The sequence below is a fragment of the Lactiplantibacillus sp. ME-2 genome (assembly GCF_022549155.1).
Taxonomy (GTDB): domain Bacteria; phylum Bacillota; class Bacilli; order Lactobacillales; family Lactobacillaceae; genus Lactiplantibacillus; species Lactiplantibacillus plantarum.
This window is the reverse complement of the sequence record NZ_JAKZEQ010000007.1, coordinates 30,611-56,673: the sequence shown is the minus strand read 5'-3', so window position 1 is coordinate 56,673 and position 26,063 is coordinate 30,611. Positions and strand designations below refer to the sequence as shown.

Here is a 26,063-nt window from a genome sequence, read left to right as displayed (position 1 = left end):
AATCGAGTGTGATTTCTGATTGGTTAAGCCAGTCTGCCATTGTCTATTCGTGATAATCTTCGTTATAAATAAAGCGATGCAGTTTTAGGTATTGTGCACCGAGTTTGCGTTCATTTTCATTATCTTTAGGGTAATAATAACGACGACCAGCCAATCCTTTAGGCATGTAGTTTTGTTGGGCAATCTGATGTGGCATTTGGAATGGATTATCGATCAGACCACCACCTGTAATTTCCTCGGAGTGTTTGTAGTGCATATCGCGCAATCCACGGGGCATGGGGTGCTGACTTGGATTTTGTGTGTCCTGGTCTAGTTTTTCCCAAGATTGGTCAAACGAACCAGACTTGGGTGAAATGCACATCAGCATGGTGGCAAACATTAGTGGATATTTTGCTTTGGGCATGCCAATCTTTTCGGCTTGATTGGCAGCGACCACAATTTGTGTGACCTGTTCCGGGTTAGCTAAGCCGATATAAGTGTATGGAATTTCACGTAGCCGGCGGACCACTGAGGGTAAGTCATCATTTTTTAACAAAATGGTTAAGTAGTAGAGCGCCGCGTCAGTATCTGAGCCAGCCATCGAATCCGAATAAGCCGACAGATAGTCATAATGCTTAGTTGCCTTCCGGTCGTAGCTAAAATGCTGTTGCTGGGCAAAGTGTTGTACCGCAGCAACAGTGATTTGCTTCTGGTCAATAGCGTGGAGCGTTTCCAAGATATTTAACGCAATTCGCAGATCCCCTTCGGCCGAAATAGCGATCAGGTTGAGGGCTTTAACATCCACCTGATCGTCGGTTAGGTTGTAAATGTCGGTTACCGCACGGCGTAAAGCAATCTCGATATCTGTATCGCTCAGTGGTTGAAACTCAAAAATTTGACAGCGCGAACGAATGGCCGGAACGATTGACATAATCGGATTTTCGGTCGTTGAGCCAATTAGCATCACGTGCCCATTCTCTAAGTAGGGCAACAAAAAATCCTGCAATGTTTTAGTCATTCGGTGAATTTCGTCAATTAATAGAACAAACGATTGCTCTGGGTATTGTGCGATGGCTTTCGTCAGCTGTGCCTTATTTTCGGTCGAAGCATTAAAAGCCACGAATGGATAATCGTCTTGACTCGCAATAATCTGCGCCAAACTAGTTTTGCCAGTTCCCGGCGGCCCCCACAGAATGAGGGGAATATTAACATGTTGATCAATAATCTGGCGTAATGGCTGGCCTGCCTTCAACAGATCCTGTTGCCCGACCATCTGTTCCAGTGATTGCGGGCGCATTTGATCAGCCAGTGGTGTTTTAAATGCCAATTTCAAAGTCCTTTCTGATTAAGTGTTTTAGTCAAATTGATGCTATCATCATAGCACTAATATTTTGGAAACTGAAAAAGAAAGTTTGGCAGGTTAGCGGGGAACGATGCTGAAATGAGTGAGTCTGATACCATAGGTTTGACGTTGGCTCGAGTGATGGGTTGAAGGCGTATTGATTTAAGTTTTCATGTTTGTTGATGAATGAGAAAGGCGATATTGTTTCGTAGATGGTATTGAGTCAGCTTGGGGAGATTAATAGCTTGGAATTACCCCCCCGTGTATACGGAAAACAGATTAAACGAATCCCGGGGAGTGCAACATCAGTTGTAAGCACTAAAAGACAGAAAAGGACAGCGTATTTGGCGAGTTAAAGTTGATCATTATCGCGCGAGCCGTAATACCCGTCAACTCATTTCCATCCTTCAATAACTACCTTGCCAATCATATGATGTTGCTCGATAAGTTGATGGGCCTGCCGCAAGTTAAGCGCGTTGATTGGCCGTAGTGTCTGCGATAGCGTGCTTTGAAGCAAGCCACGGTCAAGTAAATCCGCAATGGTTTCTAAGATATCGTGCTGACTAATCATGTCGGCCGTGTGGTAGTAGGATTTTGAGTACATCCATTCCCAAGCAAATGTCCCGCGTTTCTTGGTTAGTTTTTTAAGGTCGATTGGACGCCGATTTTCGGTAATTGATGCGATGTGGCCACCGGGTTTAATGAGCGTACATATCTCATTCCAGTGACTGTCAAGATCGCTTAATCCGAGGATGTAATCGACATCTTTAATACATAAAGCATGTACTTCACTAACCAAATCATGATGATGATCGACGACTAAATCGGCGCCGTGTTGCTGCGTCCAAGCGATACTTTCAGGTCGTGAAGCACTACTAATAACTGTGAGCCCCGCTAATTTTGCTAACTGAGTAGCAATTGAACCGACACCACCAGCGCCATTGATGATGAGAATGGTTTGATTGCATTTTTCGGAATTAGGTTTAGCTGGGTCAAAAGGAATGTGAAGTTGTTCAAATAATGCCTCGTATGCGGTCAGCGAAGTAAGTGGCATGGCCGCACGGGCAGCGGTTGTTAATGTCGCGGGGGCGTGACCGACAAGGCGTTCATCAACCAGGTGATAAGCACTGTCGCAGCCGGGACGTCTAAATGAGCCAGCATAAAAGACGTGGTCGCCGGGTTGAAACAGGGTGACAGCTTCTCCAACAGCGGTCACAATACCAGTGGCGTCCCAACCGAGGATCTTGGGTCGCATGAGGTGCTCATGCCCCGTTTTACGAACGCTAACGTCAACAGGATTGACAGCGACGGCTTGAACTTGAACAAGTAAGTCATGACCTTGAGCGCTAGGTTTTGAAATCGTCACGTCTCGTAGACTAGCAGGATCTTCAATAGGTAAGTGGTCGGTAAAACCAATTGCATGCATTATTAATCAAACCCCTTTCATGACATTACTATAGGTTACCAGTGAGGAATAAACAAGACGTGAATTATTTGCCACATAGGGACATATTTGTCACGCCTATTAGTCCGGTCTGACGGCAAAGTTGTGCTACAATCAAGACACTTAATTAAGGTAGGGGAAGTTAGATGCAGCGACAAGTATACGATTGTACGCCGGGTTGTCCGGTTGAAAGTACCTTGCAAGTTATTGCCGGCAAGTGGAAGAGCGTGATTTTGTATCATTTATTTACGGCAGGAACATGCCGGTTCAGCATTTTGCAAAAACGACTGCCGGGTTGTTCGCGGCGGATGCTAGCTCGCCAGTTACAAGAATTGGTTCAAGACGGGGTGATTGCAAAACGAGTTTATCCGGTCGTGCCACCGAAAACGGAGTATTGGATCACGCCATTTGGTCAGACCTTGAAACCGGTGATTATGGCTATGGAGACGTGGGGCCGACAGTATAATTCAGTGAATGGAAAACCTCGTCAATAGGAATGTGAGAACGGGCATAGTGTGAGTTTCAAGGAATTGTTGTCGGTTTTGTTAGGGGCGATTGTGCTTGGTGCCTTGCTCGCATTAATAGTGACTGTTTAACTAGGCTAGTAAAGAATTGATGTGATTCTTTACTAGCCTAGTTGTTTTCTAATCTAATAAAACGGGAGTCTGACGTAAAAAGTACACCGATAGATCACTGTTTGGCAGCATTTCTTGAATAATCATGGGTTTGCAGTAAGCAATGATACCGTATTAAGTCTGAGATAGGTTGTGGATTAGTTGCTTGTTAGGAGGTGCATGTTAGATAATTATTAACAACTTAATGAAGTGCAGCATGGCCGTAAATCTCGTTCGCTAAATGGGGGTGCCATTATGAAAAATTGCTTTGGAATCATTGGTGGGATGGGAACAATGGCGACGGAGGACTTTGTGCATACCGTGAACCGGCTGACCGTTACCCATCGTGACCAGGATTATTTAAACTACGTCATTTTAAATGATGCTGAGATACCAGATCGCACCGCATATATTTTGGATCATAACTGTGCCAACCCGTTACCATCATTGGAAGCGGATGTGCAGCTACTTAATCAATTAGGGGTCATGTTTATTGTGATGACGTGTAACACAGCACATTACTTCATTCCCGCATTGACGGCGCTTTCTAACGTGCCAATTTTGAATATGCCGGCCTTAGCGGTAACAGCAGCCTGTCGATCACAGCAACCGCGACCGTTACGAATCGGTATTTTAGCGACAACGGGAACACTAGAGTCGCAACTTTATCAACAACTTATTCGGTCTAATGGACATATTCCTGTGATACCCAATAAGCAGCAGCAAGCTCAAGTGATGACCTTAATTTATGACGACATCAAGCAACGTGATTTTGTAGATCGGGTCAAATTTCATGGCTTAATTGATCAATTATTGAATGCTGCTGATTGTGACGCCGTCATTCTCGGCTGCACCGAATTGTCGGTGGCTCAGGATGCTGCGCCATATGATTCTGAACGAATTATTGACGCACAGTATGAACTAGCTCGAGCAACCGTCCAACGCGCACAGGCAACTAAGCCAGCGTTGATACTTCGTCGGCGGCCATCGATTAGGCGGTAGGAGGGTGCAGGTAACTGGATAAAAATGATTTTTGATCTATTTAGTACGTGTGATTGTAGCTGTTATAACACCACTTTCGTATACATGAAGAATAGTAAAATTGTAAGCGCTCAAATCGTTGCTAACTAGCCTATTCTCGCACATACAAGGTTGGGTCCGTCTCCACACAGTCCCGCACAACAAAAAAGCGAGCCTTCAATTGAAGGCTCGCTTTGTGTTCTCGATTATTCAGTGTGGTGCTTCCGAACTGGGCTGACCCAGGTGCCGCTGCCGTAACCCAGGATGGTTTTAACGGCTGGAATCAGCGTAGTGACCAGAGCGAGGGCGTTAACCTGCCAGTAAATCAGCATGTAGAGTGGCATGAAAATCAGATATTTAAACTTGCGGCCACGGTCGTCAACGATCAATGCGGACAATAGCTGCAAGACGCCGGCGAACATTTCGAAGGTCACGAAGATGAAGGCCATGCAGAACATATGATAGACGCGCTCGTAATTGCCAGTAAAGAAGAAGGTGACGAGCGAGATCAGGAAGATCAGTGTTGAGACAAAGAAGAATAGGGACCAGATGATGCTCAGTGTTTGATCAGTAATAAAAGCCCATTGCTTCAAATACTTACCGGGATGACTGACAACCCGTTTAAAGTTGGTCAACAGCACTTCGGTACCACCTTTGGCCCAACGTTTGCGTTGATGATAAAGGGCGTCTAGATTCTCGGGGACGTTCATATAGAATAGAATGTCTGGCGAGAAAACGGTCGTCCAACCATTCAACTGGTGATCCCAAGCAATACTGATATCTTCGGTCGCGCGATCTTGCCGGAATAAGCCGACGTCAATCAGAGCGTCACGACGGTACATTGTATTGGCACCACTATAGGCATACATGTTACCTAAAGCACTGACTTGGCTCCGCTTGATAACACCAACGATACTTGAAAATTCTACGGTTTGCGACTTAGCGATGATCGTGCTTCGGTTCTGAACGTCCATGTTGGCCATGACCGCTGCCGTATTGGCGTGTTCTTCGCCCATGAAGTAACTCATATATTTCCACAGTGCATCGGGTTCTGGAATGGAATCAGCGTCATTACTTAAAATGAATTCACCACGGGCAAAGCCGACACCGACGTTGAACGCGTGGGCCTTACCCTGATTTTTCTTGATTGTTACCACGCGTAGGTTGTCGTACACGCTCTGGAGACGTTCTAAAATAGCTGGGGTCTCATCAGTCGAACCATCGTCTGTGACCAGCACTTCATATTTTTCATAATTTAAATTGTTCATTAAATAGTTGATTGTGTGTTCAATCATGACTTCCTCGTTATGTGCTGGAATCATGATTGTGATAAAGGGTTGTTCTGCAGGTGTTAGTTGTTTAAATTCAATATCGTCTTTGTGACGATGACGGTAAATCAGCTGGTAGCAGAGTACACCGATAAACCAGGCAAATGCACCGAGAATTGGGTAGGAGACTAATAGTAATAGAACAAAGTTCCAGATACTTTCAAAGGGCTTAAGTGTTTGCATTATTTCCATTGGCTAGTCCTCATACAATCTGTGGATTTCGTTAACATCGAGATTTTGTTCGGGGTCAACCGTGTAGTGCTTGACGTGTTGCCGGAAAGTGGCCTGCCCGAATCGTTGGGTATAAAAGTTATTTAGTTGCCGCTTCCGAATATCTAACTGGTCTTCGTTGTATTGCCGTTCTTTACTGATATGCTGCTTGACCCGGTGATTATTGTGAATCGTGGAGACAATGACCACAATGGCGATTAAGATAAACGCAATAATAAAGAACCGGTCAAAAAAGTAGAACAGCGTCTTACCTTCTTCGTATTTCCAGGCGTGAATGAACTGGGGATTATTCGCAAGTAACGTTGACGAGATAGTCCAGTAGACAGGTACGGCAACGCAGATCCAAGTAATAATTGCGACTAGGGTTTGCCAAAGTTTCGTCCACCAGTGCCCCTTGGAAAAATATTTATCGGTAACGTATTGTTTCATAACATCTTTTTTCTCCATAAACGAACCTCCGAGATGACATATTGTTTAGTGATCGTGCGGATCATATAGTTTATATCATTACTGATATTGTCAGTTTATCGACATAGAACAATACCAGGGTGCCTAACATTAACTGCGATGAACAGTTTTAGAACAATCTGAACATTTAACCATGTCAATAAGTTTACATGAGGATTGCATTGATGTGCAATCAATATACATATCAGTATCATGATATAAGTAAAAGCCACGTATCTTTAATTAATATACACTTAATGGGATACTTTGTTAATCTAATTTGACAAAACGGTCAGTGCGCCGATTGAATGTCAGATTGTGGTTTAGCCATTGCAAATAAACTGGCGAGAAAAGGGCAACCGGCAAAACAGCCCTGAATTTACTGGCGACTTTTAGTGCTATTTTCAATGTCTTACTCGGGCCCCAACCTATCAAATAAATGCGGGTGCGATCAACTTAGTCAAATTTGATCCAGGTGGTGTCATCAAGTTACGACAACTTGGAAGGATTTTCGTTGCTTATTTTCAAAAAACAAATTATTATATAATGATGACTAAAATTTAGCACAATTGCCTAGTGAAATCCGGCTCCAGACCTGATTTAGTCCGGTATTTCACCAATAGTATGATAAAATGGGCTAGTGGGGTTATGCCAATAACCAAAAAATCCAGCGAGAAGCGAAGGGGATAACGATGATTAAGCAATTTAAACCAACTTGGATGATACCAGCAATCTACAATGTGACACCGGCGCAGTTACGAGCGCAGGGCATTAAGGCGGTATTTACCGACCTTGATAACACGTTGATCGCATGGGACAATCCGGATGGCACCCCGGAACTGAAAAAGTGGCTGCACGCGTTACAAGACGCGGGCATTCCGTTAGTGGTGGTGTCGAACAATTCCGAAGCGCGAATTGCTAAGGCGCTGCAAAGCCTGGAACTGCCATTTGTTTCGCGGTCACTGAAACCACTACCGCTGGGGATCAGTAAGGCGCGTCATGACCTGGGCTTACACAAAAATGAAGTGGTCATGGTTGGCGATCAGTATATCACCGACATGTGGGCGGCCCATCTTGCGGGCGTGCCCAGTATCTTAGTACAGCCAATCGTGAAGACGGACGCGTGGAATACCCGGATAAACCGTTTCTTTGAACGATTTATCAAATTACGATTAGCACATGTTTATCCAGAAATGCATTTTCAGGAGGACCTTAATAAGTGAGTGAAACATCAGAAGAAACTTTATACTGTATTGGGTGTGGTGCGGCGATTCAAACGACCGATCCTAAGGCGGCCGGCTACACACCGAACAGTGCGTTACAAAAATCATTAGCTAGTGACGCACAGGATTTATACTGTCAACGTTGTTTTCGGCTTCGGCACTATAACGAAATCGTGCCGGTTGGCTTAACGGATGATGATTTTCGTCATTTGTTAGCCACGATTAGAGATGCGAACGCACTGGTTGTGTACGTTGTCGACATTTTTGATTTGAATGGAAGCATCATTCCTGGTCTCCAGCGCTTTGTTGGGGATAATCCCGTTTTGTTAGTCGGTAATAAGGAAGACGTGTTGCCACGTCAGTTACGCCGGACGAAATTGCGGGAATGGATGAATCAACAAGTTCGTGCACAGGGAATCAAACCGGTCGACGTTGCGTTAACGAGTGCCAAGAAGGGGCATTCCATTGATGAGCTCTTGGCGATGATTGAAAAATATCGTCGTGGCCGCGATGTTTATGTCGTAGGGGTCACGAACGTTGGTAAGTCAACGTTGATCAATCGGATTATTGCCAACAATACTGGTTTGAAGGACTTGATCACGACATCCCGGTTCCCAGGGACCACGTTAGACAAGATTGAAATTCCGTTGGATGATGGTCATATGATGGTTGATACACCCGGAATTATTCATCCTGAACAGATGGCCCACGTGTTATCAGGCGATGACCTGAAGTTAGTCTCACCACAACGCGAGATTCGCCCAAAGGGTTTCCAATTAGGCAACGGTCAAACTTTGTTCTTAGGTGGGGTGGCACGGTTAGATATTGTTGATACGTTAAAAGCAACTGGGACGGTCTACGTTGATAATAACTTGACCTTGCACCGAACCCGGACCGAGAATGCGGACAACTTTTATACCAAGCATGTGGGTGAACTGATTACCCCCCCAACTGGCGATGCTGTCGCTGACTTTCCACCACTAGTTCGCCACGAATTCAAAGTGACGGAAATCAGTGATATTGTCTTTGAAGGCCTCGGATGGGTCACGGTGGCTGCGGATACGCGTGTAGCAGCCTGGGCACCAAAGGGTGTTGCAGTCTTGACGCGCCCAGCTATGATCAACAAGCGTTGATGAGTTGTGGTCGGAGTAGAATCTGATTCGCGATTATCAAACAGAAAATTATAGGAGTAAATCAAACTTAATGGAAAACTTACGTGGAAAACAAAAACACTATTTACGTGGTGAAGCCCACCACATGCGGCCACTATTTGCTGTCGGGAAAAACGGCTTGACTGACGAATGGTTGACCCAATTAACGGGTGCGCTGGATAAGCGAGAATTAATTAAAGTCAACATTTTACAAAATGCTGATGTGACAACGGCTGAAGTTAAAGCTGCAATTGAACAGAAAACCGCGATTACGGTCGTTCAAACAATTGGCCGGGTGTTAGTCTTATACTTGCCAGCTAGTCATGAAGAAGACCAGCACTATTCATTGGAAGTTGCTAAGTTATAGGAGGAATGACGGGTGCAGACGGTTAATCAAACAGCGACAAAAGTTCTGACGGAAACGGTGACGGCAATTCCGCATCGCCGTGTTGGTATTTTAGGTGGCACGTTTAACCCACCGCATTTGGGACATTTGATCATGGCCCAGCAAGTTGGTGATCAACTGGGTTTGGATGAAGTTCGCTTTATGCCGGACGCTCAACCACCGCATGTCGACGAAAAGAAGACGATTGCGGTGGAAGATCGTGCGAATATGGTCCAAGAAGCCATTGTTGATAATCCACTATTTCGGTTGGAGACGGCGGAAATCGAGCGGGGTGGCAAAAGCTATACTTACGAAACGATGAAGTTTTTGAAAGCTAAGCATCCGGACACGCAGTACTATTTCATCATTGGCGGCGACATGGTCGATTATTTGCATACTTGGTATCACATTGACGAGCTAGTTAAATTAGTCACCTTTGTTGGTATCAAACGAACCGGGTACCCAACGACGAGTCAATATCCGGTTATTTGGGTCGACGCACCGTTGATCGATATTAGTTCCACTCAGATTCGTCAAAAAATCAGCCATGGGCATTCGGTCCGTTATCTGGTTCCAGAAGCCGTGGCCGCTTATATTAAGGAGCATCATTTGTATGAGCAAAACGATTGAGTATACTGAAGCGATTGTTCCATATCGTCACGAGGAGCTAATGGCAAAAGTTGCCGCCCAGTTGACTGACAAACGCTATCAACACTGCTTACGGGTCGAGGAGACTGCGCGGCAGTTAGCTGCTGACAACGGTGTTGATGTCGAGTTAGCTGGAATTGCGGGGTTATTACACGACTACGCCAAGCAACGCGATGATCAAACATTTATTCAGCTCATTAAGACGCATGGCATGGACCCCAACCTGGTTTCGTATGGGAACGGGGTCTGGCATGGCTATGTTGGCGCTGAACTGATCAAAGATGAGTTGCACATCTACAATGAGCCAATTTTGAATGCGGTGCGGTTACACACGGTCGGTGCGCCTTATATGACTAAACTGGACCAAATCATCTTCATGGCCGATTTTATTGAACCAGCCCGGGACTTCCCCGGTGTTGAAGCGGCTCGTGAAGCGACGGCCAAGTCGTTGGCTGACGGTGTTCGTTTCCAGATTCAACATACACTAGATTATCTGATTCAGAAGGGTGCGCCAGTCTACCCACAAACGTTAGCAACCTATAACGCGTGGGTCGGCGGTGTGGCCCCTCAATTTGCCAATTAAATTTAAGGGAGAGTTTTATGGATAGCAAGGAACTTTTACAATTAACTGTTGAGGCCGCTGACGATAAGCGTGCCGACGATATCGTGGCCTTAGACGTCGCGGAAGTCAGTTTGATGGCGGACTATTTTGTCATCTTATCCGCGGATTCCAAGCGCCAAGTTCAAGCGATTGCTGATAATATCGTGGACTTTGTGCGCAAGGCCGGTTCGGACGTTAAGAGCGTCGAAGGTCGGACTGCGGGCGAATGGGTCTTGATCGATGCCGGTGACGTCATCGTGCACGTCTTCCAAAAGGATGCGCGGGCACACTATAATTTGGAAAAATTATGGTCTGATGCGCCCATCGTCGACGTTGCACAATGGGTAAACGCATGATTTATCAGACGTTTGCCGAACTTTATGACGAACTTTTTGATCCAGCCATGTACCAGCAATGGCTGGATTTTGTCCGTCGTGAGTATCCTAACCAAGATGGTCAGTTGCTCGAATTAGCTTGTGGGACGGGACGCTTAGGGGTGTTGTTAGCCCAAGCCGGCTATCAGGTCACCGGTTTAGATTTGTCGGAGAACATGTTAGCACTGGCACAGCGCCATGCGGACGAGGCAGCCGTGACCTTACCGCTATTACAAGGGGATATGCTCGATTTATCTGAAATTGGGACCTTTGATGCGGTTACCTGTTTTGCTGATTCGTTCTGCTATTTGCCCGATATTACGACAGTCCAACGTGCATTTGAACAAGTGGCTCAACATTTGACAGCGGCCGGCGAATTTTTATTCGACGTCATTACACCTTATCAGACGGATGAGGTCTATCCTGGTTATATGTACAATTATCGCGATGAGGATCGGGCTTTTATGTGGACAAGCTATGCCGGTGAACAGCCGCACAGTGCTGAGCACGATTTAACGTTCTTTATTTATAATGATGATAAGCAGGCCTTCGACGAGGTCAGTGAATTACATCAAGAACAAACTTATGTGTTGGCTGATTATCAACAAGCTCTGCAGGCAGCCGGTTTTAATCATGTCACGGTCAGCGCCGATTTTGGCCGCCAACAACCGGATGATCAGACCACGCGGTGGTTCTTCAAGTGTCGTAAGTAGTAGGAGGAACAAGAATGCAAGCAGTCGGGTTAATAACTGAATACAATCCGTTGCATAATGGGCATCGCTACCATTTGCGGCAAGCACAACAGTTGACCAATGCCGACTGTGTTGTTGTTGTGATGAGTGGTGATTGGCTGCAACGCGGTGAACCGGCCATTTTAGACAAGTGGACACGTGCGAAGCTGGCTTTGGAAAATGGGGCGGATCTAGTAATTGAACTGCCCGTGTTTTTTGCGACCCAACCTGCCCATTTATTTGCACGGGGTGGTATTGAACTACTCAGTGCACTGGACTGTACGAGTGTTGTTTTTGGTGCGGAACATCCTGAGCTGGACTTTCAACGGTTGGCCACGGCAATTGCGGCGCGGCAGGGCAGCTTTACCCACTATAATGCGACTTTTGCCACTCAGTTTAACGCGGCCTTGCAAGCTGCCACGGGCGTGACGTTGACGGCAGCCAATGATATGCTGAGCTTCTGTTATTACGCTGCCAATCAGGCCCTGGCACATCCGATGCAGTTACTGCCGATCAAACGCCGCCAAGCGGATCACGCGACGACGACAATTGCGGCCGATAGTCGCTACGCCAGTGGGACAGCGGTGCGCCAAGCGGCACTTGCACAGGATTGGGCGGCGCTGAAACCAGTTGTCCCGGCCGACACGTTCACGGCACTGACTACGCAACGACTGCAGCGCTGGAGCGACTTTTGGCCATTTTTACAGTATCAATTGCTGACCGTCGACGTTGCCCGTAGTGGACAGTATGATCAGATGGCGGAAGGCTTGGAATACCGGATGCAGGCGATGGCCCAACACGCCACGACTTTTGATGACTTTATTCATCAGGTCAAGTCAAAACGCTATACGTATACACGATTGCAGCGGGTGGCGACAGCCGCACTACTACAACTTACTCAGGCAGAAGTCCAGAAGGCACAGGCACATAATTATCTGCGCGTCTTAGGCTTCACACCTAAGGGGCAGGCTTATTTGCATCAAGTGAAGAAACAGCTCCCGTTGCCGCTGTATACGAAAATCAATCAAGACTTACGCCAGCATGCTCTGAATCTCGATTATCGGGCGGGGCGCGTCTATCAATTAATTAATGGGCAATCGCAAGATTTATATCGACAACCATGGCGGTTACCGGTAACAATTGGTTGACCGCGGCGGGCTTTCTTGATATGGTTAGGTCTAATGACGGGCATTTTGGACTGTCAAGGAAAAAACATTGACAAAGGATTTTTACACAGGTATAATTTATCACGTTGCATTAGGAGGTTTTTAAATGAAATGGTCACTTTCACAGCTTAAAACATACCGTGAAACGCCACTTCAGTTTGATGAAGCATTGGATTTAAAACACTCCTTGATGAGCCGTTATCCAGAAATTATCGATGTTAAGTCAGTTCACGCAACTGGGTTAGCGAGTTATGATAAGGATAATGTGTTAATCACGGCGAAGATTGACGCAATGTTAACATTGCCGTCTAGTCGCTCGCTGACGCCAGTGGATGTCCCATTGGCTTTTCAAATGACGGAATATTATGTTCCTCAGGGAACCGATCTGAGTCGTTTTGACGAAGAAACTGATACGGTAATTATTTTACCTGAAGATGATATTTTAGATTTTGATGTCGCTGTGGAGGATAATATTTTAATTCACATCCCCATGCAGATTCTTTCTGAAGCTGAACAAGACGGCGCCCCAATGCCAACTGGTAAGGGCTGGGAAGTTCTCTCCGAGGACGACCAAGCGTTGCAAGCTGCAGAACTTAAAACTGTTGATCCGCGTTTAGCTAAGTTAAAAAACCTGTTCCCTGATCAGGAAGGCAAGGATTAAGTTAGCTAGGCGTATCAAAACACACATTATGTGAATTCACTTGAAGGAGGTGTAGGTTGATGGCTGTACCAGCAAGAAGAACATCTAAGATGCGTAAACGCAACCGTCGTGGTCATATTAAATTGGCTACACCAAATTTGGCACCATGCCCAAATTGTGGCGAATTACGTGTATCACACCGTGTTTGCCCAAGTTGTGGATACTACAACGGCAAGCAAGTCGTAAAAGTAAACAACTAATTGTTAGTTGGTGAAAAGTTGCATTGCGGCCATGGCGCATGGAACTTTTCGTTACCATAATACGATCAAAAAGCCCGCTTAGGTGGGCTTTTTTTGTTGTCTTCAATTAAGTTTGAGTCGAGACCAGCACTTCTTGAAATAAGGTTTGACTGAGCTGCCAGCGCGGTCAAGCGAGTGGCTTTGCATATTGATTGCGATGAGGCGTCTCCCTTCCGTATACTAAGACTATCAAATATGGGTACGGCTTCATAATAAGTGTTACTGACGCAGCGACAAGGGGGTTATGGAGATGATGAGCAAAAAATATGGGATCGGGTTAGCACTACTCACCGTGGTTCTGTTAGCTGGATGTGGCACCCAACAGTCGACGCAAAATAAGGAGACAAGCCAATCAACTAGCAGCCAAAGTAATTCGACCAAAAGTGTGACAGCCAAAACGAAAGTGTCATTAGCCGCAGCCATCAAAAAGTTTCAGCAACAATATCCGGACGCCAGTGTGACGAGTATTGAGTTAGAAGACCAACTCGGTCGACCGGTTTACACGCTGGAAGGCGTTGGCGGCACCCAGGAACATGAATTACAACTCAATGGGCGAACCGGGAAGGTCATCAGTAAGCAGTCTGAGATGCTGGATCAAGATGATCAAGCTGACGCTGAGGGTGACCGGCTGAATCTTAACAAGGTAATCAGTCCTAGTAAAGCGGTGGCGATTGCCATCCATGATCGTAACGGTGGCTATGCTAGCGAACTCAAGCTCGATAAGGACAATGGCACCACTTACTGGGAGGTTCAGGTACATCAAGGAAAGCAGCAAGTCGATATTAAGATTGATGCCTATGAAGGTCATATTTTGGAAACTGAGCACGACGATTAGTACCACGTGGTTGCTGGTGAAAAGGGGCGGTAAGTAGCTTCATTTTGTCAGCAACTAGTCTTGAAATGGTCAGCCGGCTAAACGTATCGCCTATTTTGTAAATCACTGATTTGATCAATAGCTAGTCGTAATCATCACGTCCGTTTCCATCACACCGAATTCTTGCCACATGATTTGATTGATGGTTTCAATCAGACGTGTGATTTCAATCGCCGTCATCCGAGGTGGCACAACGATCGTGGCTCGCAGCATGATGAGATTACCATCATAATGAGCCTTGAGAAAAATGACTTTGCGGACACTAGTTAAATCAGCAATTCGCCGTTGATAGCGATCTTCAAGGTAAGGATCGAAATAGTCAACTAGGTTCAGACTACTTTCTCGAAAAATTTTGGTGCCAGTATTGAGGATGTATAGCCCTAAGCCGATACTAATCAGGTTATCGAACCACTGAAGGTGGAGCTTGACCGTGACAAGGATCGTAAGAACGGTAGTCAGACTGGTCAACGCGTCCGTGAAGGTATCACGGCTCGCTGCGGTCAGGGCAGCATTGTTAAGTTTGCGACTCCAATAATGATTGAAGGCCCATAAAACCAGTAGCACCACGAAGGAAAACCCGGCGGCCAAGCCGGCGATACTGCTGAGGTTTTTGAAGGGGGTACGGGTGGCGAATGTCATTACGCCTTTGATAATAATGTCGATTCCAATGGCAGCCATGATGGTGCCGGCTAGTAAATTAAAAATCGTCTCAAAACGAAAGCGGGATTGCTGGATTCGGGGTCCTAATTGCTGCTGCTCCGCGGGTGCGATGGGTGCGCCAAATAAATCGTCATCGTGCGTGCGACTGGCGATGAATAGACCAGTCATGAGTAGCCCGGTCGAAAAAATTCCAGATAAATTATTAAAGGCATCCGCACGTAGGGCCTGTGAGTGGCCCCAGCGTGCCCCTAGAAGCTCGATAATAAATAAGCCCAAATAAACGGCCACGTTGCCCCAGAGATGGTGACGGGCCGTTTTAAGCGAAATAACAACGGGTCGTTCAATTTGATGCCAATCTGGCAGTCGTTGGATAGACATGATTAGGGGCCTCCTTACTTATCTTGAATTGGACTGCTGGTCAGGATTAGTGGTGCTAGGGTGTCTCTCTGGTAAAAGTGGCCACCAGCGGGCATGTACGAATAAAAAAAGTGCGGAACGTCATAATAACAATGAGGACACTAGCCTAAACACCACGAACCGATCTATGAAGGTTATCCGTTTATTTTACTGTAAGCCTAGCACGGTGTTTTTAACTTTGTCAGTTGGTGCTGTTTGAAAGGCAAGTAACCTTTTTGGATGGTTCTATGAAAATTAATTTCTTCCCGCGATAAATTATATGAAATTAATTTTAAAATTTGCGGTCATTTACTTTATTAACAGCGTGTTTTTTGGTACGATAGTTGCGTATTAAAAATTGGGAGGCAATAAACTAATGAGTAATGAAAAACCACAAATTGGTGTCATTGGGATGGCCGTCATGGGTAAGAACCTGGCGTTGAACATCGAAAGCCGCGGCTACAAGGTTGCGATTTTTAATCGGACTGGTGCCAAAACTGAAAAGGTCGTTAAGGACCATGCTGACAAGCAATTAGTACCAAGTTATAAGATCGAAGACTTCGTGGCTTCACTTGAAACGCCACGACGGATTATCATGATGGTTAAGGCTGGTAAGCCAACCGATGCCGTTATCGATGAATTATTACCACTATTAGATAAAGGCGACGTCTTGATTGATGGTGGGAACACCAACTTTAATGACACGATGGCGCGTAACGCCCGCTTAGATAAATCCGGAATCAACTTTATTGGTATGGGTGTTTCCGGTGGTGAATTAGGTGCCTTACAAGGCCCTTCATTGATGCCTGGTGGTCAAAAGGAAGCTTATGATTTAGTTGCCCCAATCTTGGAAAAGATTTCTGCTAAAGCGCCTCAAGACGGTGCACCATGTGTGACTTACATCGGCCCGAACGGTGCTGGTCACTACGTTAAGATGGTCCACAACGGGATTGAATACGGTGATGAAGAGTTAATCGATGAATCATACAATATCATGCGCAACGTCGCGGGCTTGTCCGTTGATGAAATGTCCGATATTTTTACGGACTGGAACAAAGGCGAATTGAGCAGTTACTTGATCGAAATCACCGCTGACATTTTGTCACGTAAGGATGATTTAGGTGCGGATAAGACTAAGCCAATCGTTGACATGATCTTAGACCGTGGGAACAACAAAGGAACTGGTAAGTGGAGTTCCGAAGATGCCTTGAACGTTCAAGTGCCACAATCCGTTATTACGGAAGCGGTCTATGCGCGTTACATCTCAATGATGAAGAACGAACGGGTTGCCGCTTCTAAGAAATTAGCTGGCCCAACCGCTGACGTTGACTTGCCAGCCAAGGAAGAATTGGTTGAGAAGATTCGTCAAGCCCTCTACTTCAGCAAGATTATGAGTTATGCGCAAGGCTTCGAACAACTTCGTTTCGCTTCTGAACATTATGGTTGGGACTTGAAGTTCGGTGAACTTGCCCAAATCTGGCGTGCTGGTTGTATCATCCGGGCCCAATTCTTACAAAACATCACGGATGCTTTTGATAAGAAGCCTGATTTAAATAACTTATTGATGGACGACTACTTTGCCGACATCGCCGCCAAGTATCAACAATCAACACGTGAAGTGCTTAGCTTAGCGATCCAAGCTGGTGTACCGGTACCATCATTTAGTGCGGCATTGTCATACTACGACTCATACCGGGCCGAAGTGCTACCTGCTAACTTGTTGCAAGCGCAACGGGACTACTTTGGTGCGCATACGTATGAACGGACTGACCGTGAAGGGTTATACCATTACAGTTGGTACGAAGAACAATAAAATCATTTTGAATGAACTAAACTGTGGCTAATGACGTTACGCGTGATTAGGCGCAGTTTTTTTGTGCTGTGGGTGGCTGTGCGGTAATGATCGTTGGTTTGAGTGGATTAGAACGTACGTTTGCGTTAAAATTGAGAGTAATGAATAAACGCGAAAGTGGGGGTCGCCATGCGACAAGAATCATTATTTAACCCGGATAAATCTAGTAGTAGTCCGTTGGCTTACCGGGTCCGGCCAGTGACGCTGGCGGATTTCAAGGGCCAAGAGCATCTACTTGGCCCGGGTAAACTATTACGACAATTAATCGCAGAAGATCAGTTACCATCCCTGATTTTTTGGGGACCACCGGGAGTCGGCAAGACCACGCTAGCCGAAATTATTGCGCAACAGACCCAGTCGCACTTTATTACGTTTAGCGCGGTGACGAGTGGCATTAAAGAAATTCGGCAAATCATGGATGAAGCGGAGGCTAATCGAGATTTTGGTGAAAAGACCATTGTTTTTATTGATGAAATTCACCGGTTTAATAAAGCCCAACAAGATGCCTTTTTGCCATATGTTGAGCGCGGCAGTATCACGTTAATTGGTGCGACGACGGAAAATCCCTCATTTGAAATTAACGCGGCCCTATTATCACGGTGCAAAGTATTGGTCTTAAAGGCATTGACGCCTGACGCATTAGAAGCTGTCTTACAGGGCGCTTTGCAGAATCCGAAGGGGTTTCCGGATCTTGAGATTACGATGCAGCCTGATACACTACGGTTGATCGCAGAATTTGCTAATGGTGATGCTCGTATGGCGCTCAATACGTTAGAAATGGCTGTTTTGAACGGTGACCGCGATGGCAAGCACGTTACGATTACTACGGCCGGGTTATCGCAACTGATCAATACTAAGTCGTTGCGCTACGATAAGCATGGCGAGGAGCATTATAATATTATCTCCGCGTTACATAAATCAATGCGTAATAGTGATGTTGACGCGGCGATTTACTGGTTGATGCGGATGCTAGCCGGCGGTGAAGATCCGCTGTATATCGCTCGGCGTTTGATTCGGTTTGCGAGTGAGGACATTGGGCTAGCTGACCGGCAGGCATTGCCACTGACGGTAGCAGTCTTTCAGGCGTGCCAGTTGATCGGTATGCCTGAGTGTGACGTGAATTTGACGGAAGCAGTGACTTATTTAGCCTTAGCACCGAAGTCCAATGCATTATACGCGGCTAAATCGGCAGCGCAAGCAGATATCAAAGCGACGGGTAATTTACCGGTCCCCTTACAGATTCGCAACGCACCGACAAAATTAATGAAAGATTTAGGTTATGGTTCTGATTACAAATATGCCCATGATACAGCGGCCAAATTAACCACGATGACGACGATGCCACCTGAGTTAAAACAGCACCGGTACTATGAGCCGACTAGCCAGGGACAGGAGAAAGCCTGGCAACAGCGCCTAGCTGCTATTCGCCAGTGGCACCAGCAACATCCGCAAACCGAACCGTCAGATGATGAGACATAAAGATTGCAATTTAATGAGAATTCACTAAAATTAGATTTGGGTGAGGAGCAGACCCTGGTTGGGGTGTAGGAAATTCAGCGTTTTCATGTTAAAATAACATGTTGTACTAGCTTAATGCAGGTTAGTGGTGATAAATCACTGATTCGTACGGTTTTTAGATAAGTTGAATATTAGGAGTGACTAAAAGTAAATGAGTCGAATATTAATTATTGAGGATGAAAAAAACCTCGCACGCTTCGTTGAATTAGAATTAAAACACGAAGGCTATGATATTCAAGTCGAATATAACGGCCGTAAAGGGTTAGACGCAGCGTTAGCTGAAGATTTTGATGCCATCCTATTAGACCTGATGTTACCGGAACTGAACGGTTTGGAAGTCTGCCGGCGGGTTCGTGAAGTCAAGAACACGCCGATTATTATGATGACGGCCCGTGACTCCGTGATTGATCGAGTTTCCGGCCTGGATCATGGGGCAGATGATTACATTGTTAAGCCATTTGCTATCGAAGAATTACTTGCCCGCTTACGAGCACTATTGCGGCGAATCGATTTGGAAAGTGAACAACAAAGCACTAAACAAACGACCGTCACTTATAAAGACTTGACGATTGAAAAGGAAAACTTAGTCGTTAAACGCGGCGACGAAGTCATCAACTTGACGAAGCGTGAATATGAACTGTTATTAACTTTAATGGAAAATATTAACGTTGTCCTCGCTCGTGATGTCTTACTAAACAAAGTATGGGGTTACGAATCAGAAGTTGAAACGAATGTCGTCGACGTTTATATCCGTTACTTACGGAACAAGATTGACCGACCAGGAGAAAAGAGTTACATCCAAACTGTTCGTGGGACTGGATACGTGATTCGTTCTTAATGACTGACGCTGATACGAATCAAGTGACGTCTAAACCACGGCGCCGTTGGTCATTAAAATGGAAATGGGCGCTCGGGACCGCAATTGGGTCCGCGCTCATTTTTATTTGTTTTTCATTATTGGTCTATAAGAGTTTCACGAACCTCTTATTGCGCCAAGAACAACGGAACGTGGCTAGTGCTGTTACAACGGTGCAACAATCGTTACGAACGGAGTCGAAGGGACTGACCATTAAATCGGTGGCCGCTAAATTGCAACCCGAAGCGAGCGTTGAACCGGCAACTACCATGAGTGAACGTAAGCATGGTGTGCTGCAAAGTAAAATCTTTTCAGATTCTGATTTAACAGCCTTATCCCGTACAAACTTAGCTGTGACGGTTTATGATCCACACGGGAACACACTCTATCTATCCCGCAAGGATGCACATGAGTTCTCTAAGAATAAGACGCGTCAGGTGGTGGTGATTGGCCGAGGAAGTGATGCTGAATTAGTTGGGCGGGCGCCCATTTATGCGGCTAGCAATCACCGTTTGATTGGTTACACCCAGGTCACCGATAATTTGGCGGAATACCATTCAACGACTCAGAATTTGATCTGGATCTTTATTGTGATGACAATGATCACTATTTTTGGTGCCACGCTACTGGGCTATTTCTTAGCTGCGTTTCTATTACGGCCAATGCGTAAAATCAAACAGACGATTAATGCGGTCAATGATGATCCGCAAACTGACTCGCGAGTGCCCGATCTTAAACGCAATGATGAATTGTCGGATTTAGCAGTCGTATTCAATGATATGCTTGATCAGATGCAACGCTATATTAGTCAACAGCAGCAATTTGTTGAAGACGTTTCCCATGAATTACGGACCCCGGTGGCAATTATCCAGGGCCATATGGAGTTGCTGAATCGATGGGGCAAGGATGATCCGCAAGTGTTGTCGGAATCATTGGCGGCTAGTTTGTCAGAAACCAAGCGAATGCAGAGCTTAGTTCAAGAAATGTTGGACTTATCGCGTGCTGAACAATTGGAAATCAATTTTAGCCATGAGACGTCGGACGTTCAGAAGTTAGTGACGCAAGCATTTAACGATTTTACGATGATTCATCCCGACTTTCATTTTACGTTTGATGATGATGTTAAAAAGCCGGTGTATGCTCAGATTTACCGTAATCACCTCGAGCAAATTCTGATTATTTTATTGGATAATGCGGTCAAGTACTCGACACGACGTAAAGAAATCCATTTATCATTATCCACGGATTATCGCTACATTGAAGTCGCCGTCCAAGACTTTGGTGAGGGTATTTCTAAGGACAATCTCGATCGGGTTTTCAACCGTTTCTATCGGGTTGATAAGGCGCGTAGCCGTGATAAGGGTGGTAACGGGTTAGGATTATCCATTGCGCAACGGTTAGTTGAAGGTTACCATGGTCATATTAGTGTTGAATCTGTGGTGGGCCAAGGCTCGATCTTTCGGTTCCAGTTACCGATTCTACGGGACGCGAAGCTCTTAGCTAAGGCCGAGGCTGAAACGAATGATGTTGAAAAGATTGCCAAGTCGGAACTGCCAGCCGGAATCCGACCAGCTACTCGTGATGAAGATGAAGCGCCCTTGGATGATCATGAGCACGACCACTAGGTAATCGAATCATTGATGAATTTAAAACGCACATTCAAGTTAATTTAACTTGAATGTGCGTTTTCAGTATGGATAATTGCGCTGTAATGAATTTTAAAGCCGCGGCCTATGGGATCATATCGTGATTTTGAGGGAGGCCTGGATCAATATTGAGCATCGACTGACAGTCCGATAGGGCGCAGTAAGATGCTGATTAAACGACGAATAGGTTGTACACCAGCAGGCTGGGTTTAATCCTGATTCAAATTGATCCGACTCGAAATATATTTAAGCTGACCGATATTTGTTGGTATGTTCATCATGAAACCATTTTCACAAGTAACCTTTTTTGGTATAGTGGAAGAGTAGTTAATTTAATCAGGGGGCGAAGTTGTTGACGAACGAACCAACTTATCGGCCAATGACGTTCAAAATTTTTTTGGAATTCATTCGGCTAAATGCCAAGGCAGCTAGTGTGGTGCCGTATTTTATTGGTATTTTATTTTCAATCTATTATTTTCATGCGTTTAATTGGATCAATTCGTTAATTTACTTAGTTGCACAAGTAGCGATTGCATTGTTTGTGACGGGGTTTAATAACGTGCAGGATTACTACTTGGCTAAGGATTTACATTATCGGGATACTTATAACATTGTTGGCCGTGAGCACCTATCACCACGACGATCATTGAATTTGATGCTAGCGATGTTAGCAACTGCAATTATTTTAGGATTAGTGCTAGTCGTCAGAACAAACCTATTGTTACTGTTCATGGGCGCTGCAGCGATTGGTGTGGCTATCTTCTATACCTATGGCCCGGTGCCGTTTTCGCGCTTCCCGTTGGGTGAATTACTGTCAGGATGTGTCGAAGGATTTGGCGTTTTCTTTCTGAGTGTTTATATGAACGTCGCGACCCCCGTACTGGCGGGCTTTAAGTTTGCTTGGCCGCAGTTTGCGATTGTGGGGAACTTAGAGAACATATTGGTCATGATTTTAGTGGGGCTACCAGGGATTTTCTTGGTTGCGAATATCATGTTAGCTGATAATATTTCAGATTTACAACAGGATATTCGCAATGAACGTTATACGGTTCCGTACTATATTGGTCATCGTTGGTCACTACGGGTCTACGATACGCTAGCGCTGTTAGGTTATTTGCCAGTGCTGATGAGTGTTGTTTTACAAATACTACCGATTTATCAGCTGGCAGTGTTGCTCGTTTTACCAAAAATTTTGAAGAATATTCGGGCCTTTAACGCGGTGCAAGTGAAAGAAACCACCTTTAATACGGCACCACAAAATTTGATGATGTTTCAAGGCATGCAATTACTTGGACTGATCCTGGGTATTTTCTTTTAATCCGGTCTGATTAATTGGGATGGTTCACAAAAACAGCGGCCGTCATCCAGCATAATTGCTGAATGACGGCCGCCGTTTTTTGTGTCGCTGTTTTTTGGACCTTGTTAGTCATGTACTGCGGTTGTTTTCGGCGGCTATTTACTGATCAACCGCACGGTACTGCGGCCATCCCCCATCTTTTTGATGAGAACTTGTTGGCCAATCGTTCGTTTCATTGATTCAATGTGACTGATAACACCGACCATTCGGTTTTCACCAATTGTTTCGAGTGCCTGCATCGCTTTTTCCAAAGTTTCATCATCCAGGGAGCCGAAGCCTTCGTCGACAAATAGTGCGTCGATTTGGACGCCATTAGCCGAAGATTGAATGACCTCACTGAGCGAGAGTGCAATCGACAGAGCAGCAATGAAGGTTTCACCACCGGACAACGTGTTAGATGAACGCGAGTTGCCGGTCTCATTATCGTAAACATTGATATCGAGGCCGTGGTCACTGCGGTTATCACTCGCTTCGGCAGCTAGTTCAAATGTGTAGCGGTTATTGGAAAGCAGATTGATAAAGTGATCATTGGCGTAGTTTAAGACGCGTTGCAAGTAGTTTTGGACAACGTAGGTCTCTAACTTGAGCTTGTGATCGTTGCCATCTTTACCAGTCATGATATTATACAGGCTTGTAATTTCGGCGAACCGCTTTGCAAATGTGCCTTGCTGGTGCATGATTTGTTGGACTTTTTCGAGACAACTTTGCGCGTCGGTTAAGGCTTGTTCCGCCACGGTTTGGGATTGCAGTGCTCGATCCTTATGAGCTTGCAGGTCGGCCAGCTGAGCTTGGATACCCGTAATATTCGGTCGTTCAACGTTCGTTAAGGCGGTTTGCAGTTGCTTGATTTCGGTTGTCAGACGCTCCTTGTCTTGCCGATAGGTGGCAATTTGGACTTGCAGGGCGGTCAGTCGACCATTGGCGAGTTCTTCTAACCAATTTTCAAGTACGGTTTGGTCATGAGTCGGTGCTTCTGGAGCAGCTAGGGCCTGTGCGATTGTTTGCTCAAGTTGCGTGCGCGTGGCCTGTGTTGTCTTCAACCGGTCGTTTAAATCATCGAGCTTAGTTTGATGTTTTGATAAAGTAAGTTGACTGGTTTGAACGGTGGCTTGGGCGGCCTCTAGGCGTTGTTGGTAGGTCGCGACGATCTGATTGAGATGCGCTTTTTCGGCCAGCAGGTCAGCGCTTGTGACTTGTAAGTCCGTACCAATGGCTGCCTGAGCTACCGTCAAATCGGCTGTTTTATTGCGCAATAAGGCCCGTTGTTCGCCTAACTGTAACTCCGTTTGTTGGGCCTGTTTTTGTTGTGCTTCCAGTTCAGCAGTATATTTCTCAATAGCTTGAACCACTCGTTGGGCTGCCTCAAGCTTCTTCGTAATTGTGGCGAGTTGCTCAGCGAAAAAAGCCCTGACTGCGGTCAAATCGTAGGGTGACTTGAGTGCTAGTCCGTTGGTTTCAATCAACTGTTGGTAAGTTGAAGTTAGTTGCGTTTGGGCGGTGGTTACTTGCTGCGTAGCCTGGTCAACTTCTTTTTCAGCCTGTTCGACACGTTGTTGAGTTGCTTCCACTTGCTTGTTGGCTGCCGCCAGCGCGTTTTGAGCGTCGTCAACGGCTTGCATGGATTGTCGTAAGTCAGCTTCATTTGCAACGATGGTTGTGACCGGCATCTGTGAATGATCGGTTGATCCACAGACCACGCAGGGCTGGCCGTCAACGAGTTCTTGTTGTAGTTGGGCAATCATTAAGCTTTGGCGTTGACCACGTTGTTGTTCAAATTGGACTTGCGCATTGTGCTGATTCTGTTCATCGCGGGCAAGCTGCGCCCGTAAATCAGTCAGTTGCTTGGTGACGCGCTGCTGTTCTTGTTGCGCACCTCGCCATTGACTATCAAGTGGTGTCAGGGTGTCGACGAACTGTTCTCGTTGTTTAATCAGCAAATCTTTAGTGGCGTGTAAGTCATCAATAGATGGCAAGTTCGCTTGTTGGGTGGTGATTTTGGCTGTTAATGCCTTTATTACGGTTTGGTGCTGTTCAAAAGTCGCCTTCAGATCAGCGACACTCGGCTTGAGCTTTGCGAGCTGTGCGATGAGACTTTCAACGCGTTGCGCTTGTGGAATCAACGTGGCCAATTGTTCCAAGCGCTGCTGGTGCTGATGGTTAGCTTCACTTTGGTCATGTAATTGTTGAACTGCAGCTTGCGCTTGGCGATAGTCGTCCTGCGCTTGTTGCACGTTATCCATAGCTGCTTGCTGGTCAAGCGTCAATTGCTTTTGGTCACGTGTTTGTTGAGTGAGGGATTGCATGGTGGCTTGTAGGGGCTGGGCCCAAGTTAACGCGTGCAACTGTTGCTTGGCTATGGTAATTGCCGGTGTTTGTTCTTCAACTTTAGTTTGATAATCAGCTTGCGCCTGTGTGAGCCGGTCAAATTGTTGTTGGCGATCGCGTGCTTGCTGGTAGGTCGTTTCGGCCGCTTTAACAGACCGATTGATTTTACTAGTCGTTTGCTGTGCTTGGTCAAAAACACTTTGACGCGTCGTAACAAATGCTCGTAGTAGTGGAATTTTTTGATCGTCCGGAACTGCTTGAAGTTGAGCCTGTTCCGCATCATTCCAAGTTGCTGAGGCTAGTGCGACCCGCAAATCGGCGACAAACTGATCACCAGTCTTGCTGGCGGTTTGATACTCCGCTTTAAGTTCCGCAGTAAAGTCTGAATAAAGTTGCGTTCCAAAAATCTTTTTAAGGATTTTTTCCTTGTCAGTCGTTTTTGACTTTAAGAATTCCGAGAAGTCATTTTGGGGGAGTAGAATGATTTTTTTAAATTGATCAGCAGTCAAATTCAAGATGGTCGTGATCTCGGGACCAACGTCGGCCGGCTTGGTTGCAATGCTCTCAATCTCCACGCCACCAACGTGATCAACGACAGCTAATTTGGCCGTACTATTCTTTTTCGTCAGTCCAGATCCTTTTTTCTTAGCTAAGTATTGTTCAGGGGAGCGCGCAATCTTATAGAGTTGATTGCCTTGCTCAAAGTAGAAGGTGACGTTTGTCGGTTGGTCAGCGGGGGCGAACTGACTGCGCATCTCTTTGGCTGCCCGACCATCCGTCCCATCATTCGTCGTACTGCCAAAGAGGGCAAAAGTCATGGCATCGAAAATAGTTGATTTACCGGCCCCAGTATCACCACTAATCAGAAAAATCGGGGTACTTTCTAGCTTGCTAAAATCAATAATTGAATGTTCGTGGGGGCCAAAATAGTTCATGGCTAAATAAACGGGTTTCAC

At 45.8% G+C, this 26,063-nt stretch carries 24 protein-coding genes; 18 read left to right on the top strand and 6 right to left on the bottom strand.

The genetic code is table 11. The features are described 5' to 3' along the window. Nucleotides 1-43: 43 nt before the first annotated feature. Together MMY95_RS04045 and MMY95_RS04040 are read right to left on the bottom strand one after the other, a co-directional pair. A complete protein-coding gene (locus tag MMY95_RS04045; protein WP_053267656.1) occupies nucleotides 44-1,306 on the bottom strand; it encodes a replication-associated recombination protein A in 1,263 nt (420 codons plus the stop codon). Between the two features lie 409 nt (nucleotides 1,307-1,715). Beyond that, entirely contained in the window at nucleotides 1,716-2,747 is a 1,032-nt protein-coding gene (locus tag MMY95_RS04040) for a zinc-binding alcohol dehydrogenase family protein (RefSeq protein WP_053267657.1), read from the bottom strand. 164 nt (nucleotides 2,748-2,911) lie between these two features. Between MMY95_RS04040 and MMY95_RS04035 the strand changes: the two genes are divergently transcribed. Both MMY95_RS04035 and MMY95_RS04030 read left to right on the top strand, forming a co-directional pair. Continuing rightward, a complete protein-coding gene (locus MMY95_RS04035; protein ID WP_003644291.1) occupies nucleotides 2,912-3,259 on the top strand; it encodes a helix-turn-helix domain-containing protein in 348 nt (115 codons plus the stop codon). A 375-nt stretch (nucleotides 3,260-3,634) separates the two neighbouring features. Next, nucleotides 3,635-4,381 (top strand): amino acid racemase, encoded by a 747-nt coding sequence (locus MMY95_RS04030; RefSeq protein ID WP_003640284.1) that lies wholly within the window; start codon nucleotides 3,635-3,637, stop codon nucleotides 4,379-4,381. A gap of 224 nt (nucleotides 4,382-4,605) precedes the next feature. Here MMY95_RS04030 and MMY95_RS04025 read toward each other — a convergent pair whose 3' ends face one another. Together MMY95_RS04025 and MMY95_RS04020 are read right to left on the bottom strand one after the other, a co-directional pair. Next, nucleotides 4,606-5,919 (bottom strand): glycosyltransferase family 2 protein, encoded by a 1,314-nt coding sequence (locus MMY95_RS04025; protein WP_241277510.1) that lies wholly within the window; start codon nucleotides 5,917-5,919, stop codon nucleotides 4,606-4,608. Between the two features lie 3 nt (nucleotides 5,920-5,922). Then, the gene (locus MMY95_RS04020) at nucleotides 5,923-6,405 is read right to left on the bottom strand and encodes a hypothetical protein (protein ID WP_003645189.1); all 483 of its coding nucleotides are present in this window, start codon (nucleotides 6,403-6,405) and stop codon (nucleotides 5,923-5,925) included. A 692-nt stretch (nucleotides 6,406-7,097) separates the two neighbouring features. Between MMY95_RS04020 and MMY95_RS04015 the strand changes: the two genes are divergently transcribed. The 11 genes from MMY95_RS04015 to MMY95_RS03965 all read left to right on the top strand — a co-directional run bounded on the left by MMY95_RS04015 (nucleotide 7,098) and on the right by MMY95_RS03965 (nucleotide 14,458). Then, nucleotides 7,098-7,628 (top strand): YqeG family HAD IIIA-type phosphatase, encoded by a 531-nt coding sequence (locus MMY95_RS04015; protein WP_003640287.1) that lies wholly within the window; start codon nucleotides 7,098-7,100, stop codon nucleotides 7,626-7,628. Beyond that, on the top strand, nucleotides 7,625-8,761 hold the full coding sequence (gene yqeH / locus MMY95_RS04010; RefSeq protein WP_003640288.1) for a ribosome biogenesis GTPase YqeH: 1,137 nt from the start codon (nucleotides 7,625-7,627) through the stop codon (nucleotides 8,759-8,761). The genes MMY95_RS04015 and yqeH overlap by 4 nt, the downstream gene beginning before the upstream one ends. Nucleotides 8,762-8,831: 70 nt before the next feature. Beyond that, a complete protein-coding gene (gene yhbY, locus MMY95_RS04005; RefSeq protein WP_003640289.1) occupies nucleotides 8,832-9,146 on the top strand; it encodes a ribosome assembly RNA-binding protein YhbY in 315 nt (104 codons plus the stop codon). Between the two features lie 12 nt (nucleotides 9,147-9,158). Continuing rightward, nucleotides 9,159-9,794, top strand: coding sequence for a nicotinate-nucleotide adenylyltransferase (locus MMY95_RS04000; protein WP_003640290.1), 636 nt, complete (start codon nucleotides 9,159-9,161; stop codon nucleotides 9,792-9,794). Further along, complete coding sequence (gene yqeK, locus MMY95_RS03995; RefSeq protein ID WP_003640291.1) at nucleotides 9,778-10,395, top strand: bis(5'-nucleosyl)-tetraphosphatase (symmetrical) YqeK; 618 nt, start codon at nucleotides 9,778-9,780, stop codon at nucleotides 10,393-10,395. Before MMY95_RS04000 ends, yqeK begins: the two co-directional genes overlap by 17 nt. A 17-nt stretch (nucleotides 10,396-10,412) precedes the next feature. Beyond that, on the top strand, nucleotides 10,413-10,769 hold the full coding sequence (gene rsfS, locus MMY95_RS03990; RefSeq protein WP_003645187.1) for a ribosome silencing factor: 357 nt from the start codon (nucleotides 10,413-10,415) through the stop codon (nucleotides 10,767-10,769). Beyond that, nucleotides 10,766-11,500 carry a class I SAM-dependent methyltransferase gene (locus tag MMY95_RS03985; RefSeq protein ID WP_003645186.1) on the top strand — a complete coding sequence of 245 codons (735 nt, stop codon included), beginning with the start codon at nucleotides 10,766-10,768 and terminating at the stop codon, nucleotides 11,498-11,500. The genes rsfS and MMY95_RS03985 overlap by 4 nt, the downstream gene beginning before the upstream one ends. 14 nt (nucleotides 11,501-11,514) lie before the next feature. Next, nucleotides 11,515-12,666 carry a nucleotidyltransferase gene (locus tag MMY95_RS03980; protein WP_015380248.1) on the top strand — a complete coding sequence of 384 codons (1,152 nt, stop codon included), beginning with the start codon at nucleotides 11,515-11,517 and terminating at the stop codon, nucleotides 12,664-12,666. 124 nt (nucleotides 12,667-12,790) lie between these two features. Further along, nucleotides 12,791-13,345: a YceD family protein gene (locus MMY95_RS03975; RefSeq protein ID WP_053267659.1), complete on the top strand. Its 555-nt coding sequence runs from the start codon at nucleotides 12,791-12,793 to the stop codon at nucleotides 13,343-13,345. 59 nt (nucleotides 13,346-13,404) lie between these two features. Next, the gene (gene rpmF / locus MMY95_RS03970) at nucleotides 13,405-13,584 is read left to right on the top strand and encodes a 50S ribosomal protein L32 (protein WP_003638547.1); all 180 of its coding nucleotides are present in this window, start codon (nucleotides 13,405-13,407) and stop codon (nucleotides 13,582-13,584) included. Between the two features lie 289 nt (nucleotides 13,585-13,873). After that, nucleotides 13,874-14,458: a PepSY domain-containing protein gene (locus tag MMY95_RS03965; protein WP_053267660.1), complete on the top strand. Its 585-nt coding sequence runs from the start codon at nucleotides 13,874-13,876 to the stop codon at nucleotides 14,456-14,458. A gap of 114 nt (nucleotides 14,459-14,572) precedes the next feature. On the opposite strand, the gene MMY95_RS03960 is transcribed toward MMY95_RS03965, so the two are convergent. Next, entirely contained in the window at nucleotides 14,573-15,535 is a 963-nt protein-coding gene (locus tag MMY95_RS03960; protein WP_053267661.1) for a cation transporter, read from the bottom strand. Nucleotides 15,536-15,929: 394 nt separating this feature from the next. On the opposite strand from MMY95_RS03960, the gene gndA reads away from it, so the two are divergent. The 5 genes from gndA to MMY95_RS03935 all read left to right on the top strand — a co-directional run bounded on the left by gndA (nucleotide 15,930) and on the right by MMY95_RS03935 (nucleotide 22,743). Continuing rightward, nucleotides 15,930-17,366: an NADP-dependent phosphogluconate dehydrogenase gene (gndA, locus tag MMY95_RS03955; protein ID WP_003645183.1), complete on the top strand. Its 1,437-nt coding sequence runs from the start codon at nucleotides 15,930-15,932 to the stop codon at nucleotides 17,364-17,366. A 168-nt stretch (nucleotides 17,367-17,534) separates the two neighbouring features. Continuing rightward, nucleotides 17,535-18,884, top strand: coding sequence for a replication-associated recombination protein A (locus tag MMY95_RS03950; RefSeq protein WP_003640299.1), 1,350 nt, complete (start codon nucleotides 17,535-17,537; stop codon nucleotides 18,882-18,884). 190 nt (nucleotides 18,885-19,074) lie between these two features. Further along, complete coding sequence (locus MMY95_RS03945; protein WP_003638551.1) at nucleotides 19,075-19,761, top strand: response regulator transcription factor; 687 nt, start codon at nucleotides 19,075-19,077, stop codon at nucleotides 19,759-19,761. Next, entirely contained in the window at nucleotides 19,761-21,404 is a 1,644-nt protein-coding gene (locus MMY95_RS03940) for a HAMP domain-containing histidine kinase (RefSeq protein ID WP_104795681.1), read from the top strand. The genes MMY95_RS03945 and MMY95_RS03940 overlap by 1 nt, the downstream gene beginning before the upstream one ends. Nucleotides 21,405-21,774: 370 nt before the next feature. Beyond that, a complete protein-coding gene (locus tag MMY95_RS03935) occupies nucleotides 21,775-22,743 on the top strand; it encodes a UbiA family prenyltransferase (protein ID WP_003640302.1) in 969 nt (322 codons plus the stop codon). A gap of 134 nt (nucleotides 22,744-22,877) precedes the next feature. Here MMY95_RS03935 and MMY95_RS03930 read toward each other — a convergent pair whose 3' ends face one another. After that, nucleotides 22,878-26,063, bottom strand: coding sequence for an SMC family ATPase (locus MMY95_RS03930; protein WP_104795682.1), 3,186 nt, complete (start codon nucleotides 26,061-26,063; stop codon nucleotides 22,878-22,880).

Bases quoted from the DNA above. Each gene is read 5' to 3' on its own strand.
- MMY95_RS04040 (WP_053267657.1), bottom strand. From the start codon at position 2,747: ATGCATGCAATTGGTTTTACCGACCACTTACCTATTGAAGATCCTGCT.
- MMY95_RS04035 (WP_003644291.1), top strand. From the start codon at position 2,912: ATGCAGCGACAAGTATACGATTGTACGCCGGGTTGTCCGGTTGAAAGT.
- MMY95_RS04030 (WP_003640284.1), top strand. From the start codon at position 3,635: ATGAAAAATTGCTTTGGAATCATTGGTGGGATGGGAACAATGGCGACG.
- MMY95_RS04025 (WP_241277510.1), bottom strand. From the start codon at position 5,919: ATGGAAATAATGCAAACACTTAAGCCCTTTGAAAGTATCTGGAACTTT.
- MMY95_RS04020 (WP_003645189.1), bottom strand. From the start codon at position 6,405: ATGGAGAAAAAAGATGTTATGAAACAATACGTTACCGATAAATATTTT.
- MMY95_RS04015 (WP_003640287.1), top strand. From the start codon at position 7,098: ATGATTAAGCAATTTAAACCAACTTGGATGATACCAGCAATCTACAAT.
- yhbY (WP_003640289.1), top strand. From the start codon at position 8,832: ATGGAAAACTTACGTGGAAAACAAAAACACTATTTACGTGGTGAAGCC.
- yqeK (WP_003640291.1), top strand. From the start codon at position 9,778: ATGAGCAAAACGATTGAGTATACTGAAGCGATTGTTCCATATCGTCAC.
- rsfS (WP_003645187.1), top strand. From the start codon at position 10,413: ATGGATAGCAAGGAACTTTTACAATTAACTGTTGAGGCCGCTGACGAT.
- MMY95_RS03985 (WP_003645186.1), top strand. From the start codon at position 10,766: ATGATTTATCAGACGTTTGCCGAACTTTATGACGAACTTTTTGATCCA.
- MMY95_RS03980 (WP_015380248.1), top strand. From the start codon at position 11,515: ATGCAAGCAGTCGGGTTAATAACTGAATACAATCCGTTGCATAATGGG.
- MMY95_RS03975 (WP_053267659.1), top strand. From the start codon at position 12,791: ATGAAATGGTCACTTTCACAGCTTAAAACATACCGTGAAACGCCACTT.
- rpmF (WP_003638547.1), top strand. From the start codon at position 13,405: ATGGCTGTACCAGCAAGAAGAACATCTAAGATGCGTAAACGCAACCGT.
- MMY95_RS03965 (WP_053267660.1), top strand. From the start codon at position 13,874: ATGATGAGCAAAAAATATGGGATCGGGTTAGCACTACTCACCGTGGTT.
- MMY95_RS03960 (WP_053267661.1), bottom strand. From the start codon at position 15,535: ATGTCTATCCAACGACTGCCAGATTGGCATCAAATTGAACGACCCGTT.
- gndA (WP_003645183.1), top strand. From the start codon at position 15,930: ATGAGTAATGAAAAACCACAAATTGGTGTCATTGGGATGGCCGTCATG.
- MMY95_RS03950 (WP_003640299.1), top strand. From the start codon at position 17,535: ATGCGACAAGAATCATTATTTAACCCGGATAAATCTAGTAGTAGTCCG.
- MMY95_RS03945 (WP_003638551.1), top strand. From the start codon at position 19,075: ATGAGTCGAATATTAATTATTGAGGATGAAAAAAACCTCGCACGCTTC.
- MMY95_RS03940 (WP_104795681.1), top strand. From the start codon at position 19,761: ATGACTGACGCTGATACGAATCAAGTGACGTCTAAACCACGGCGCCGT.